Below are 13,620 nucleotides of genomic sequence, written 5' to 3'. Positions count from 1 at the left end.
CGCCCCCGCGCGACGCCAAAGACATAATGCACGCCAGCTAAAATGAAAAGGCTGTGAGCCAGAATCCGGCCGGGCCTGTCTCGGGTGAACCGCTCACCAGCGGTCCACGCCGGCAGAATCGGGCTTCCCTCAGCCGCTTTTTGTCCCCGTTATCCACATATGTGACACACAAGATGTTGGGGTCACAAAAGCTACGCAAACGAATCCTTGACGACGCAAACCGAGTCGCCTTTTATGTGCCATGTGCTCTTGTTGAGGGCGCGACCGGAGAGTTTCGAGCCCGGTCATTTTCCCGGATTTTGTGCGTTTTGGCCATGATTTCCGCCTGTTTACGAGGCTGGCGGAAGCGTTGGATCGTGGGGCTTCGGGAGCGAAAAGGGAGATTTGTCGGACTGGAATAAATTGTCTGTTAACACTATATTTAGTGTTTGCAGGCAGGTTCGACGCTAGATAGTGTGAATTTCCCTCGGTCGAGGGAATCGAGGAAAAATTCAGTTTTGAGGGACCCGCAGGGTTCGGCGCAGAGTTGGAACAGCGGCTTCGTAAGAAGCTCGACCAGCAAGGCGACGAAGAGTGCGACAAGGAGAGCCGGTGTTTTCGAACGCCGGCAGACGGCGGACATGCGCGTTTCGCATTGGGGGCAGAAATCCCCGGGGAAAAGCGCTATATATAGACAAAAGGGACCGGACCAATGCGCATCGAGCGTCGTTTCACCAAGCCAGGCCAATCAGCTTACGCGGAGATCGAATTCCGCAAGGCGCTTTCGGAGATCAAGAATCCGGACGGCTCGGTGGTGTTCCGCTTGGACAATATCGATGTGCCGGCGCAGTTCTCGCAGGTTGCCGCCGACATCCTGGCGCAGAAGTATTTCCGCAAGGCCGGCGTGCCCGCGCGCCTGAAGAAGGTCGAGGAGAACGACGTCCCCTCCTTCCTGTGGCGCTCCGTCGCCGACGAGGCCGAGCTTGCCAAGCTGCCGGAAGCCGAGCGCTACGGTTCCGAAATCGACGCCCGCCAGGTCTTCGACCGGCTGGCCGGCACCTGGACCTATTGGGGCTACAAGGGCGGCTACTTCAAGTCGGAAGAAGACGCGAGCGCCTTCCGCGACGAACTCGCCTATATGCTCGCCACCCAGCGCGTTGCGCCGAACTCGCCGCAATGGTTCAACACCGGCCTGCACTGGGCCTACGGCATCGATGGTCCGAGCCAGGGCCACTATTATGTCGACCCGTTTACCGGCAAGCTGACCAAGTCGAAGTCCTCCTACGAGCATCCGCAGCCGCATGCCTGTTTCATCCAGGGCGTGCAGGACGATCTCGTCAACGAAGGCGGCATCATGGACCTGTGGGTGCGTGAAGCGCGTCTGTTCAAATATGGCTCGGGCACCGGCTCCAATTTCTCGATGCTGCGCGGCGAAGGCGAAAAGCTGTCGGGCGGCGGCCGTTCGTCCGGCCTGATGAGCTTCCTCAAGATCGGCGACCGCGCGGCGGGCGCCATCAAGTCGGGCGGCACCACGCGTCGTGCGGCCAAGATGGTCATTGTCGACGCCGACCATCCCGATATCGAGGAATTCATCGACTGGAAGGTCAATGAAGAGCAGAAGGTGGCGTCGCTGGTCACCGGCTCCAAGATCGTGAAAAAACATCTCGAAGCGATCATGAAGGCCTGCATCAACTGCGAAGGCCATGATGACGACTGCTTCGACCCGTCGATCAACACCGCGCTGAAGCGCGAGATCAAGGCGGCCAAGAAGTCGGCCGTGCCGGAGAACTACATCTACCGTGTCATCCAGTTCGCCAAGCAGGGCTACACCTCGATGTCGTTCAAGACCTACGACACCGACTGGGATTCCGACGCCTACCTCACCGTTTCCGGCCAGAACTCCAATAATTCGGTGTCGCTGAAGGACAATTTCCTGCGCGCCGTCGAGGACGATGCCGACTGGCACCTCACCGCCCGCAAGGACGGCAAGGTGCTGAAGACGCTGAAGGCGCGCGACCTGTGGGAGAAGATCGGCTACGCCGCCTGGGCTTCGGCCGATCCGGGCCTGCATTTCAACACGACGATGAACGACTGGCACACCTGCGCTTCGGCCGGTGCGATCCGGGCCTCCAATCCGTGCTCGGAATACATGTTCCTCGACGACACGGCCTGCAACCTGGCCTCGATCAACCTGCTGCCCTACCGCAATGCCGACGGCACGATCGACATCGCCGCCTACGAGCACACGGTGCGGCTGTGGACCGTCGTTCTCGAAATCTCGGTGATGATGGCGCAGTTTCCGTCGAAGGAGATCGCCAAGCAGTCCTACGAATACCGCACGCTCGGCCTCGGCTATGCCAACATTGGCGGCCTGCTGATGACGTCCGGCATTCCCTATGATTCCGACGAGGGCCGCGCCATCTGCGCAGCACTCACCGCCATCATGACCGGCGTCGCCTATGCCACCTCGGCCGAGATGGCCGGCGAGCTCGGCGCCTTCGCCGACTACGACCGCAATGCGCAGAACATGCTGCGCGTCATGCGCAACCATCGCCGTGCCGCCTATGGCGAAAAGCAGGGCTACGAGAAGCTCGCCGTCAATCCGGTGCCGCTGGTCGCGTCCGACCTGAAGCAGCAGGAACTGGCCGCGCACGCCAAGGCTGCCTGGGACCGCGCCATCGAACTCGGCGAAGAGCATGGCTACCGCAATGCGCAGGCGACCGTGATTGCGCCGACCGGCACGATCGGCCTGGTCATGGATTGCGATACCACCGGCATCGAGCCCGACTTCGCGCTGGTGAAGTTCAAGAAGCTTGCCGGCGGCGGCTATTTCAAGATCATCAACCGCGCCGTGCCGGAAGCGCTGCGCACACTGGGTTACTCAGAAAGCCAGATCGCCGAGATCGAGGCCTATGCGGTCGGTCACGGCAACATGAACCAGGCGCCGGCGGTCAACCCCGGCTCGCTCAAGGCGAAGGGCTTCACCGACGACAAGATCGCGGCGCTCAATGCAGCACTGAAGTCGGCCTTCGACATCAAGTTCGTCTTCAACCAGTGGACGCTCGGCGCCGACTGGGTGAAGGAGACGTTCGGCTTCACCGACGAGCAGCTCAACGACTTCTCGTTCGAGATGCTGCCGGCGCTCGGCTTCTCCAGGAAGGACATCGAAGCCGCCAACATCCATGTCTGCGGTGCGATGACGCTGGAAGGCGCGCCCTTCCTCAAGGCCGAGCATCTCGCGGTGTTCGACTGCGCCAGCCCGTGCGGCAAGATCGGCAAGCGCTCGCTGTCCATCAACAGCCACATCCAGATGATGGCGGCGGCACAGCCTTTCATCTCCGGCGCCATCTCCAAGACCATCAACATGCCCAACGATGCGACGGTGGAAGACGCCAAGGGCGCCTACATGCTGTCGTGGAAGCTGGCGCTGAAGGCCAACGCGCTCTATCGCGACGGCTCGAAGCTGTCGCAGCCGCTCAATTCGTCGCTGCTCGCCGACAGCGAGGACGACGAGGACGACGCGGTCGAGCAGTTGATCGCGGCGCCCGCTTCACAGCGTGCCGTGCAGGTCACCGAGAAGATCGTCGAGCGCGTCATCGAACGCCTCTACCGCGATCGTGAAAAACTGCCGAATCGCCGCAAGGGCTACACCCAGAAGGCAGTCGTCGGCGGCCACAAGGTCTACCTGCGCACGGGCGAATTCGACGACGGCCGCATCGGCGAGATCTTCATCGACATGCACAAGGAAGGCGCCGCTTTCCGAGCGATGATGAACAACTTCGCCATCGCCATCTCGCTTGGCTTGCAATATGGCGTGCCGCTCGAGGAATTTGTCGAGGCCTTCACCTTCACCAAATTCGAGCCGGCCGGCATGGTGCAGGGCAACGACGCGATCAAGAATGCGACGTCGATCCTCGACTACGTGTTCCGCGAACTCGCCGTGTCCTACCTCGGCCGCCACGACCTCGCCCATGTCGACCAGTCGGATTTCGACAAGACGGCGCTCGGACGCGGCATCAACGAAGGCAAGGCGACGCCGTTCTCGAAGGGCCTTACCCGCGGCGCCTCGCCGGTCAAGTTGGTGTCTGGCCTAGGTGGCGAACCCAAGGGTTTTGCCGGATCACCTGCCGCGGCCCCTGCCCGGGTCACCCCAACTGCGTTCTCAGGCTCCAATGTGCTGGCGCTTAAACCAGCAAGCGACGAAGCCATCGCCTACAAGCGCGACTATGAGGAGCGAGCCAAGGAATTGGTCGAAGATATTGTTTCCGAGGAGGCAGCCGATCCCACCGGGTTGTTCACCGACGAAGCAGCGAAAGAAGCGGCCGAGGCAAAGGCGCTTGCCTCTACGCGGCGTCAGCAATCCTTGATGCAAGGCTACACCGGCAACGAATGCTCGGAATGCCACAACTTCACCATGGTGCGGAACGGCACCTGCGAGAAGTGCGATACCTGCGGCTCGACGAGCGGGTGCAGCTGAGGAAACTGAGCGCAAAAGCGTAACATCACCGGCCCGGTCGTAAGATCGGGCCGAAATGGTATCGAGAACAAAAAGAGTACGCCACATAAGGATGTCTTTATGTAACATCCCTCAAAACACCAAAGGCCGCCCCTTTCAGGCCGGCCTTTGGTACCGCGATGCGCCGAAGCCCACGCGGGGCGACGAGATCGGAATCCCATCTCCTGTAGCAAGGTAGTTATATGGAGATTCTGATCAGAGAGTCGAGAAGGCATCGGCAGCTAGTGTGACTTTAACTGCTCCGGAAAGGGCTTTTTCGTTATGAAGATCGAACCGAGAATTAGCGCTAATAAGTTGGTTGAATATTGTTTCGCTCGCTCCACGCGGCGAACCGCGATCATTGAAGACATCATCAAACCTAAGAACTTCCTCCTCGACACTCGCTACAACGAGATAGAGCGAGCAATGATGCATTTCATTGAAACTCACGGGCGTGATGACAGCCGATTATCTCAACTCGACAGAGCCTTATTATCGCGCCAACCTGCCACCTCGCACGATGAACAAAGGCTTCTTACGGCTCACGATGCTATCGAACTTTGCCGGACTATGAGCTTGGACAAGCTGCCTACTGCTGCCAGAATAACCGGCATTTCAGATAGCCAGCCAAAATTCGTTCTTGCCGGTGTATCTCTTAGTGTTCGACCGACAAACTCGGTCAAGATGCCACAAACAGGAAAGGGGGAAGTCGGCTTCGGCTTGATCAAACCTTATCTCTGCAAAACACTACCGTTGTCGACAGAAACTTCGGCGCTGCATGGGGCACTTCTCCACTGGTACGCGGAGGAATGTTTCGAAGATGCTGGAGAGCCGCGCGCAGAATTTTGTTTTGTTGTTGACGTGTTCGCCCAGAAGATTTTCGCTGCACCCGGTAGCTTCAGCCAACGCAGAAAGCTGCTGGCTGCCTCATGTCAAGAGATCGCAGACAGGTGGCCGTCAATTCGGGCGAGGTTAATTGCTGACGAAGAGGCCAGCCGGAAACGGCGTTAATGGTCACCCGGTAGTGCTTATCTTCTCCCCTTGTTGTGGGGAGAGGATGAGCGGCACCGGAACACCGTAGCATCCTCTGAAGGAGTGATTGTATGCGTTATGCGGTAGTGATTGAAAAAGCGGCCGATAATTTCTCTGCTTATGTGCCAGACCTGCCCGGCTGCATCGCGACGGGCGCGACAGTGCCTGAGGTGGAAACGGAAATTCGCGACGCTATACGCTTTCACATCGAGGGCTTGCGTGCCGATGGGCTGGAGGTGCCCAAAGGAATCAGTCTCGCGGAATACGTAGAGGCATAAGCGGTAGCCTTCAGGACAACATCCTATCCCGGCACCCGCAGCGTCTGATCGTCGAACAGCGGCTCGTCCTGCCCCGCCCGAACGAACAGCACCCTCCGCCCCTCACCCGCCGGCGCCTCGAAATACTGAATACCATCCGGCATTTCGCCCCAGTCGCCGCAGGGCGGTTCGGGAACTTCGTCATTGGCTAGCGCCTTCAGCTCTTTCGCATAGGCAGCATCGGGGCTGAATGTGTAGCGTTTGACGCCGGCGGGCACGGTGCCCTCGGTGTAGGGCGTCAGCACGCAGCGGGCGCTGACTGATTTGTCGGTCTTTTCCAGCAACAGGCGCAACACCGCGGCCTCGGCGGTTTCGCCTGATTTGATGTCGAACACCTCGACCAGCGGATCGGGCGCGCCGCCATCGCTGTATTTGATGGCGAGCGCGTTGCCGACGAATTCGAAGTGGATCTGGCGAAAACCGAAATCGCAGCGCTGCACCCAGGCGGCCAAACCGACCGTCTTGTCGGCCAGTTTCTCCCAGACGCATTTGTCGATCGGCGGGCGCGATGGCGCCAGCTCGTCCGCCCGCGCTGCGGCTGATATCGTAGCCGAGGCAAACAGCGTGCAGATCCAGACAATCAGTCTCATGGCGTTATTCATCGCTGCATCCTGTCAAAGTGAAGGCGTCCCAGGCCGAGCCGTCCGGATTGGCATTGGCGAAATCGGCAAATTCGGTGAAGGCCGCGCCGAAATCGGGCAGCAACAGCCCTTTCGGCGCCGGTGTCGCTTCGCGCGAATTCAGCTGCTCGGCGCCGCCTCCGGTCAAGGCATAGACCTGGCCCATCCATATCCGGCAGCGACCGCTGCCATCCTCCAGCCCCGCTTCGCGGTCGTCGTCGGTGCAGGCATAGCGGATGGTGCCGAGCGGAAACGAATTTTTGCCATTGGTCCAGGTGATGTCGGCCGGCAAGCGCGTGTCGGTGTTGGGGACGGTCACCGAAAACACTTCGGCCGTCAGTGCCGCCGGCTCATTGTTCAGCGGCCGGAATTGCATCACCGCGCCCGAACGCGGCTCGCGGTAGGTGGCATGGCTGAGCAGACATTCTTTTGCGCTCGCTGCCTGCACGGCGCCGAGCAGAGCCAGGCAAACGACGGCCAGCCTGCGGACGATCATTGGATGTCTTGTCATGAAAGTGGGCGCCTCAGATAAAACCGACCAGCCAAGCCGCGCCGCCCAGAAACGCGGCCGAACAGACCCACAGCAGCCAAAGCCCGCGCACGCTGCATTCGAGCACTGCCGAGGCGGGGTTGGCTGGGTCGTAATGCACGTCGACCTTGCCGCCCTCGGCATAGCTGCGCGCCTGGCCGCTGACGAGGCCGGGCATTGAAGCGGTGACCGTGGCGCCGAAGGTGACGCGGTCTGAGGTGTAGTGCTGGCCTGCGACGCCGTAGCTGTACACGATGCGGGATTTGAAGACGGTGCTCCAGCGTCGATGGCCGCTGTAGTTTCGCAGCGCCTGCAGACCCGAGGAGTCAATGCGGCCGGGCGCGACCGGCCATTTTGACGCCTGCTCGGCAAGCGACTTCTGGACGAAGGCCATGCGCAGGATCATCAGGCCCATGAACAGCAGCAGCGCTCCGGCGCCGAGGTTCTGCGGCTTGGGCAGGTGCGGCCGGATCGCCTCCAGCACGCCACCGAGCAAAAACACCAGCACCACCGTGCCGATCACCAGCCCGGCCGAGAGCTTGACCATGAACTTGAAGGCGCCGTCCGGCAGGGTGCGTTCGATCACGGCCTTGCCCGGATCGGCCGGATTGTAGAAGACGGTCACTTCAGCGCCGGTGGGAAACTGCGCCAGGGTTTCGGTGACTTCGAAATTCCCCAGATTCTCCTTCACGCTGTAGCGCGAGCTTTGAAATTTCTTTTTACCGACCTTGTATTCGAAGGTGATCGCCGGAAAATTGCGCATCTCGGTGGTGTCGCTGCTGTCCGAGCCGACGCCCGACCTTCTGACTTCACGCGCCTCGACGCGCGACGAGATGATCTTGCCCGGCGCCGGCAGCCAGTGGCTCATCGCCTGCACCTCGCGCCATTTGACGAAGGTGATGAACGACAGACCACCCGCGATCGCGCAGGCAAATCCGACAATCAGAAATTTGAGCTCTACGTCCACCGCGTCCCCCAGGAGTGCAGGAAGCTGCAAATAGATAGCACGGCGAAGGCAATGTCTTGATTATTCGCAAAGGACGAACCGCCCTTCCTCGGGTATCGAAGCCCCGCCAACTTTGTTAAGAGTCGCCCAAACTGTTAGGAGCCACGAGACCAGGATGACAGCACTGCGCGTTCTCTCGGATGCCTTCATTCCGGAACTCCCGAACCACTACAAAGGCAAGGTCCGCGAGAATTACGATCTGCCGGATGGCCGCCGCATCATCATCGCCACCGACCGGCTGAGCGCCTTCGATGTGATCCTGACCGCAATACCGCTCAAGGGAGAGCTGCTGACGCAGACGGCGCGCTACTGGTTCGAGGAAACGGCGGACATCTGCCAAAACCATGTGCTCGATTATCCCGACCCCAATGTCGTTGTCGGCACCAGGCTCGACATTCTGCCGGTGGAAATCGTCGTTCGCGACTATCTCGCCGGCACCACCAGCACTTCGGTGCTGACGAAATACAAGAACGGCGAACGCGATATGTACGGCATCCGCCTGCCGGACGGACTGCGCGACAATGAGAAGCTGCCGCACGCCATCATCACGCCGACCAGCAAGGCGCTCGATGGCGGCCATGACGAGCCCTTGACGCGCGACGAGATCCTGACGCGCGGCCTGCTGTCGGAAGAGCAATGGGACACCGTCTCGCGCTATGCGCTGGCGCTGTTTGCGCGCGGCAAGGCGTTGGCCGCCAAGCGCGGCCTGATCCTGGTCGACACCAAATACGAGTTCGGCACGGACAAGGATGGCGCCATCGTCCTTGCCGATGAAATCCATACGCCCGATAGCAGCCGCTACTGGCTTGCGGCAAGCTATGAGGAGCGCTTCAAGGCAGGCGAGCGGCCGCAAAGCTTCGACAAGGACTTTATTCGCGCCTGGGTAACCGCGCGCTGCGATCCCTACAAGGACCGTATTCCGAAAATCCCCGCCGAGCTCATCGAGCAGACGTCGCGTGTCTATACGCAGGCCTTTGAGACCATCACCGGCAAGACCTTCACCGCTGATAGATCGGGAAAGACGGTGCTGGACCGCATTCGCGAGAACCTGCGCCCTTATTTCTGACGGCGGCTGGCGGCCGCCAGTCAACTTGCCGAGGTCGCGGACACGGACGGTTCTGGCGGAGCGCGCCACGTGCCGAGATATGATCCGCACAGGATGAGCGCGAAGGCCGCGACAATGCCGATATCGAGCGGCTCCGAAAGGACGAGCACGCCGGCTGCCACGGAGACGGCGGGCGCCACATAAGTGATGACGACCGCCCGTTCGGGGCCGATCTCCCGCACCAGCAGGAAATAGGTGGCGAAGGCAATCGACGTGCAAAACACGCCAAGACCGAGGATTGCGCCAACCACCGTTGTCGACGGCATGGCCGCCGGCCAGGCCAACGCCGCCGGCACGGCGTAGATCAGCGCGGCCCCTGCCAGACAGACTGCCGTCAGCGAGGTTGCCGGCACATCGTTCAGCCAGCGCGACGCGATGATCGAACCCGAGGCATAGCAGGCTGCGGCCATGAGAATCTCGACGACCGCGAGAAGTCCGCCACCCAAGGTCGGCAGCGCCAGCACGAAGACACCGGCAAAACCGAGGAAAAGGCCAGTCCAGCGGCGTATCCCCAGCCGCTCATCCGAGCCCATCAGCTTTGAGAGCGCGACGGTTACGGCCGGCGTCATGGCAATCAGCAGTCCGGCGGTGGAACTGTCAATGCTGACTTCGCCATGGGTGATCAGCCCCCATGGCAGGATCATCTCGACCAGACAGAATGCGGCGACCGCCCGCCAATGTGTCTTCAGCCATCCGAAACTGCGCTGGACAAGGACGAAGGGCAGCAGCGCCAGGGCGCCGACGGCTGTTCGGGCAAAGACCAGGAAGGGCACCGACACCTCGGCAACCGCCAGCTTGATCAACAAATAGGGAATGCCCCACAGGAGGCTGAGCAGCACGAACAAAAACAGTCCGCGGCGCGTCATGACGGCCTCACAGCCAGAAAGGTGGTCCACTCTTCGCGATCGCGGCCGACGTTGAATTCGTCTCCGACAAGGACCAGCCCGGCGTTTTCAAGGCGGGCCGCGAAGTCGTCCCTGCGCCAGTAGACCGTATGATATTCGCCGCTCTTCTCGCCATCGCCAATGCGCATCGAGACGAGGAAGGCGCCGCCCGGCCGCAGCGACCCGGCAATCTTGGCAAGCACCTGGTCGGCCTGCTCGCGCGGCACGTGGATCAGGACGCACAATGCGAGCACCGCGTCGTAGGGGCCGCCGAGATCGTCGGTGATGAGATCGAGAACCTCACCATGCTTGCCGCGTGCGGCCTGCAACTCGAGAAACCGCTTCGTTGCGTCTGTGCGCCGAACCTGGACACCGAGCCCTTCGACGAAGTCCGCATCGTATCCGGGTCCCGAACCGACTTCCAGAATCCGGCCACCTTTGCCGGCGATCTTCACCAGGCGCATTAGCCATTTCTGTTCTCTTTGGTTCGGAACGTGCCGCACCAGAGCGTCGTAGCGTTCGGCATAGTCCTCATAGGCGTTGATCGTTTCGCGGCTCTTCGCCAGATCCTCGGATGGCACAGTCATCTTTCCCTCCCCTGGTCAAAGAGCTTGCTTAGCCAATGGTGCCGGGAGGCACGCGTCCGTCAAGGATACCGATATCCCTGAGGAAATGATCCGACAGCGAGCGGCGGTCGAGCAGGCCGCGCTTGCGAGGCCTGAACGGCGCGGTGAAGAGGTCGAGCACCGGGCGGCGAAGCGTGTTGTAGAGAGCGATGGTGGTGGTCATTGCCGTATCCTCCAGGGTTTGATCCGATGAATGCAGCATGCCGTTTTCCGGGCTTGGTTTCCAATCGAACGTCGCGTAGTATGCATCAGCGGGATTGATGCGTCATGAGCTGGGAACTACCACCATTAGGAGCCATCAGGGTCTTTGAAGCCGCGGCCCGGCTGGGCAGTTTCACCAAGGCAGCCGAAGAACTCGGCATGACCCAATCAGCTGCCAGCTATCAGATAAAGGTGCTGGAAGAACGTGCCGGAACGCCGCTTTTTATAAGAAAAACAAGGCAGATCGCGCTGACCGAGGCCGGACAGCAGCTGGCGCCGCACGCAACAGGCGCGTTCTCGACCCTGGCCGACGCATGGGTCGCCACCAAGGGTGGAGCGACCGGGGTGCTGTCGGTGACGACCATGGAAACCTTCGCATCGAACTGGCTGGCCGTATGGCTTGGAACATTCCAGCTGATGCATCCCGATCTTGCCGTGAAGGTGAATACATCGCACGGGCTGGCCGATTTCACGCGCGGCGACATGGATGTCGGCATTCGCACCGGCAGTGGAAAATGGCCGGGCCTGACGGCTCACTATCTGTTCAAGGCGGACTATACGCCGATGCTCAGCCCGAGACTCGCCGAAAGCGTCGGCGGCATCCACCGCCCCGAGGATCTCTACCAAGTGCCGCTATGCTGTGCCGACGATCCCTGGTGGGAAATCTGGTTCAAGGCTGCCGGCGTGCCGTTCGAGCCCGATCGCGTCATCGCTGGCCCGAAGCTGGGTACGCAGGCCTATGATGCGATGGCGGCGCTGACCGACAAGGGCGCCGCGATCCTCACCAGAAACCTTTACAGCGCCCTGTTGGAAAAGGGCCAGTTGATACAGCCATTCGGCGTGCTTGGATCGGACGGCGATGGCTATTGGCTGGTGCATCTGGAGAGCCGCCGCAACGCGCCCAAAATCAAGGTGTTTCGCGACTGGGTGCTGGCGCAGACGGCAGAGATACGCGAACGCGAAAAGCGCGACAGCCCTCTAGGCACCGCGATAAAACTCGCCCCCGCCTCAACCCTCAATCCTTGAAGGTCAACCCGTATCTTGCAACCTGTTCCTTCGGCATATCCGCAAGCGCCTGGCGCGTGGTGTAGCCGCCATAGATCACCTTGCCGTTCTTGATCATCCAGTCCTCGACGTCGGCCTCGGTCACCGTCATCCTGTCGCCCATCTTGTACTTGTTGCCATTGACCGGGACGTCGGCGAGCAGGCCGATATAGGAGCCGTCGCTGTAGCCGACCAGCTGCAGCCAGATATGCTCGGTGGCGCCGTTCTGGGTCAGCGGGAATTTTACCGTGTAGGTGCCGGGTGTGCCGGCGTCCATCAGTTCGTGGAAGCGCTTGAGGGTCGAGCGGCCGCTGTCCTTGGCGGCCTGCATCGCCTTGTCCTCGGTGGAATAGGACACGACGTTCTGCTTCGACTCGGCCAGCGAAGTGCCACTTCCGCCCGGCATGTGGCCGAGCGAGCTGAAAAACCCGTAGCCGACAGCGGCGGCAAGAGCGACAGCCACAACTGGATTGCGCATGGACCCCTCCGAAACCCGATCACGGGCACGTTACCGGAAGGCTGTTGCGATACCGCTAAAGGACACAGTGAGCGGATCGTTAGCGAGACGCTGAAAATTCAACCCAAGGCGCAGCGGCAGGCAGCGCAGGCGCACCGGCACCGGCCTGACGTTCAGTCGGCGTCGGCGACGGTCGTCTGCCCGCCTGCCCATGCCCACCAGGCGCGCTCGTCGCCATGGAAGACGTTGAGGTCGATGCGGCCGGTCACGCCGTGCGACAGGCCGGAGCCGGAGTACTGCCAGAACAGCCATTTGCGGCCGGGATAGACTTTTGAGGGATGCCGCGCCACGGCGCGCAGCCAGAACGGATAATCGAGAAACGCACCCTTGAGATTGTCGCGATAGAAATCCGGTGCGGTGTAGATGATGGGCCGCTGGCCGTAATGGCGCTCCAGCTTGTCCATGAACACCTTCATCTTTTCCAGCACGGTGGCCCGCGACGGCCGCCGCTTGCAGGAAGATTCGCCGTTCCACTCGACATCGATTACCGGTGGCAGCGCGCCTTCGACCCTCGGCACATTGCGGATGAACCAGTCGGCCTGCTCGCCCGCAGTGCGGCACCAGTAGAAGAAATGATAGGCGCCGCGCTTCAGCCCGGCGGCGTCGGCATTGCGCCAGTTCTTCATGAACATCGGGTCGAGATGGTCGCCGCCATCGGTCGCCTTGATATAGGCGAAGTTGGCGCCCTGGGCACGCAGCTTGCCCCAGTTGACATTGCCCTGCCAGCGCGAGACGTCGACGCCGTGGACGGCAAGGTAGCGTGGCGAAGCCTTGCCGAAATTGATCGGCTTGGCGTCGCGGAAACCGTAGCGGGTGACCGGCGAGGCCAGCATGGCCGGCGCCGCGCGCGTCAACCGCTTCGGCGCAGACATCAGAGCGGCGGGCTCGAGCTGTGGTCTGGTGCTCCCCTGCGGCGTGCCCGCGACGATGGCCTCTTCTTCCTCGACCATGGAAAAGGGCGGCGCATTGTCGGCCACAGCGTTGTCGGCCACCATGTCGGACCGCATCGGCGCGAGGTCGGCGGTCTCCGCCGGAGCCGCTGTGACCGGCGCGCTCGGACGCACGACCGAACTGGTCGTCTCGTTCGACGGCTGCAAGCCATCGACGCCCGCTGTGGACGAACAGCCGGCAAGCCACAGCGATGCCAACATGAAACTGACGACGCCTGAAATCCGCATCTGGACCTGTACGCAAAACACAACAGACCGAAGGCAAACAGACGCCGCCGGACAAACCGGCCTCGATTACTAACGAGAAATTACCAA

13 protein-coding genes are annotated in these 13,620 nt (G+C 61.2%); 5 read left to right on the top strand and 8 right to left on the bottom strand.

All coding sequences use genetic code 11. The annotated features are described in order from the left end of the window. Window positions 1-691: 691 nt before the first annotated feature. The 3 genes from NKJ18_RS19970 (at window position 692) to NKJ18_RS19960 (ending at window position 5,784) form a co-directional block, all read left to right on the top strand. Window positions 692-4,456 carry a vitamin B12-dependent ribonucleotide reductase gene (locus NKJ18_RS19970; protein ID WP_352759336.1) on the top strand — a complete coding sequence of 1,255 codons (3,765 nt, stop codon included), beginning with the start codon at window positions 692-694 and terminating at the stop codon, window positions 4,454-4,456. Between the two features lie 300 nt (window positions 4,457-4,756). Continuing rightward, on the top strand, window positions 4,757-5,485 hold the full coding sequence (locus NKJ18_RS19965; protein ID WP_023736542.1) for a hypothetical protein: 729 nt from the start codon (window positions 4,757-4,759) through the stop codon (window positions 5,483-5,485). 92 nt (window positions 5,486-5,577) lie between these two features. After that, window positions 5,578-5,784, top strand: coding sequence for a type II toxin-antitoxin system HicB family antitoxin (locus NKJ18_RS19960; RefSeq protein ID WP_023736541.1), 207 nt, complete (start codon window positions 5,578-5,580; stop codon window positions 5,782-5,784). Between the two features lie 23 nt (window positions 5,785-5,807). Here NKJ18_RS19960 and NKJ18_RS19955 read toward each other — a convergent pair whose 3' ends face one another. From NKJ18_RS19955 to NKJ18_RS19945, 3 genes are read right to left on the bottom strand one after another with little or no spacing between them, the layout of a single operon-like run. Further along, window positions 5,808-6,413 carry a hypothetical protein gene (locus NKJ18_RS19955; protein WP_245260295.1) on the bottom strand — a complete coding sequence of 202 codons (606 nt, stop codon included), beginning with the start codon at window positions 6,411-6,413 and terminating at the stop codon, window positions 5,808-5,810. Window positions 6,414-6,417: 4 nt separating this feature from the next. Beyond that, complete coding sequence (locus NKJ18_RS19950; protein WP_245274479.1) at window positions 6,418-6,954, bottom strand: hypothetical protein; 537 nt, start codon at window positions 6,952-6,954, stop codon at window positions 6,418-6,420. Between the two features lie 13 nt (window positions 6,955-6,967). After that, on the bottom strand, window positions 6,968-7,939 hold the full coding sequence (locus tag NKJ18_RS19945; protein WP_352518826.1) for a DUF3592 domain-containing protein: 972 nt from the start codon (window positions 7,937-7,939) through the stop codon (window positions 6,968-6,970). A 163-nt stretch (window positions 7,940-8,102) separates the two neighbouring features. On the opposite strand from NKJ18_RS19945, the gene NKJ18_RS19940 reads away from it, so the two are divergent. Next, window positions 8,103-9,044 (top strand): phosphoribosylaminoimidazolesuccinocarboxamide synthase, encoded by a 942-nt coding sequence (locus tag NKJ18_RS19940; protein ID WP_352759362.1) that lies wholly within the window; start codon window positions 8,103-8,105, stop codon window positions 9,042-9,044. Window positions 9,045-9,064: 20 nt separating this feature from the next. On the opposite strand, the gene NKJ18_RS19935 is transcribed toward NKJ18_RS19940, so the two are convergent. The 3 genes from NKJ18_RS19935 to NKJ18_RS19925 are packed head-to-tail and all read right to left on the bottom strand — an operon-like array spanning window position 9,065 to window position 10,756. Further along, window positions 9,065-9,949 carry a DMT family transporter gene (locus NKJ18_RS19935; protein ID WP_352759333.1) on the bottom strand — a complete coding sequence of 295 codons (885 nt, stop codon included), beginning with the start codon at window positions 9,947-9,949 and terminating at the stop codon, window positions 9,065-9,067. Continuing rightward, window positions 9,946-10,554: a class I SAM-dependent DNA methyltransferase gene (locus NKJ18_RS19930; RefSeq protein WP_352759330.1), complete on the bottom strand. Its 609-nt coding sequence runs from the start codon at window positions 10,552-10,554 to the stop codon at window positions 9,946-9,948. Before NKJ18_RS19930 ends, NKJ18_RS19935 begins: the two co-directional genes overlap by 4 nt. Window positions 10,555-10,582: 28 nt before the next feature. Then, on the bottom strand, window positions 10,583-10,756 hold the full coding sequence (locus NKJ18_RS19925; protein WP_352759328.1) for a hypothetical protein: 174 nt from the start codon (window positions 10,754-10,756) through the stop codon (window positions 10,583-10,585). A gap of 104 nt (window positions 10,757-10,860) precedes the next feature. Here NKJ18_RS19925 and NKJ18_RS19920 point away from each other — a divergent pair, with 104 nt between their 5' ends. Beyond that, window positions 10,861-11,820: a LysR family transcriptional regulator gene (locus NKJ18_RS19920; RefSeq protein WP_352759326.1), complete on the top strand. Its 960-nt coding sequence runs from the start codon at window positions 10,861-10,863 to the stop codon at window positions 11,818-11,820. On the opposite strand, the gene NKJ18_RS19915 is transcribed toward NKJ18_RS19920, so the two are convergent. Beyond that, window positions 11,810-12,316, bottom strand: a complete 507-nt coding sequence (locus NKJ18_RS19915) for a DUF2314 domain-containing protein (protein ID WP_023669056.1) — start codon at window positions 12,314-12,316, stop codon at window positions 11,810-11,812. The genes NKJ18_RS19920 and NKJ18_RS19915 overlap by 11 nt on opposite strands. Window positions 12,317-12,468: 152 nt before the next feature. Beyond that, window positions 12,469-13,533, bottom strand: coding sequence for a glycoside hydrolase family 25 protein (locus tag NKJ18_RS19910; RefSeq protein ID WP_352759324.1), 1,065 nt, complete (start codon window positions 13,531-13,533; stop codon window positions 12,469-12,471). Between the last annotated feature and the right edge of the window lie 87 nt (window positions 13,534-13,620).

The organism is Mesorhizobium sp. M0217, from assembly GCF_040321955.1.
In the GTDB taxonomy this organism is placed as follows: Bacteria; Pseudomonadota; Alphaproteobacteria; order Rhizobiales; family Rhizobiaceae; genus Mesorhizobium.
The sequence above is the reverse complement of the archived record's forward strand: the minus strand, read 5'-3'. Positions and strand labels throughout refer to the sequence as shown.

What these genes read in the sequence shown, in the direction of transcription:
- NKJ18_RS19970 (WP_352759336.1), top strand. Translation starts at nt 692, where the DNA reads ATGCGCATCGAGCGTCGTTTCACCAAGCCAGGCCAATCAGCTTACGCG.
- NKJ18_RS19965 (WP_023736542.1), top strand. Translation starts at nt 4,757, where the DNA reads ATGAAGATCGAACCGAGAATTAGCGCTAATAAGTTGGTTGAATATTGT.
- NKJ18_RS19960 (WP_023736541.1), top strand. Translation starts at nt 5,578, where the DNA reads ATGCGTTATGCGGTAGTGATTGAAAAAGCGGCCGATAATTTCTCTGCT.
- NKJ18_RS19955 (WP_245260295.1), bottom strand. Translation starts at nt 6,413, where the DNA reads ATGAGACTGATTGTCTGGATCTGCACGCTGTTTGCCTCGGCTACGATA.
- NKJ18_RS19950 (WP_245274479.1), bottom strand. Translation starts at nt 6,954, where the DNA reads ATGACAAGACATCCAATGATCGTCCGCAGGCTGGCCGTCGTTTGCCTG.
- NKJ18_RS19935 (WP_352759333.1), bottom strand. Translation starts at nt 9,949, where the DNA reads ATGACGCGCCGCGGACTGTTTTTGTTCGTGCTGCTCAGCCTCCTGTGG.
- NKJ18_RS19930 (WP_352759330.1), bottom strand. Translation starts at nt 10,554, where the DNA reads ATGACTGTGCCATCCGAGGATCTGGCGAAGAGCCGCGAAACGATCAAC.
- NKJ18_RS19925 (WP_352759328.1), bottom strand. Translation starts at nt 10,756, where the DNA reads ATGACCACCACCATCGCTCTCTACAACACGCTTCGCCGCCCGGTGCTC.
- NKJ18_RS19920 (WP_352759326.1), top strand. Translation starts at nt 10,861, where the DNA reads ATGAGCTGGGAACTACCACCATTAGGAGCCATCAGGGTCTTTGAAGCC.
- NKJ18_RS19915 (WP_023669056.1), bottom strand. Translation starts at nt 12,316, where the DNA reads ATGCGCAATCCAGTTGTGGCTGTCGCTCTTGCCGCCGCTGTCGGCTAC.
- NKJ18_RS19910 (WP_352759324.1), bottom strand. Translation starts at nt 13,533, where the DNA reads ATGCGGATTTCAGGCGTCGTCAGTTTCATGTTGGCATCGCTGTGGCTT.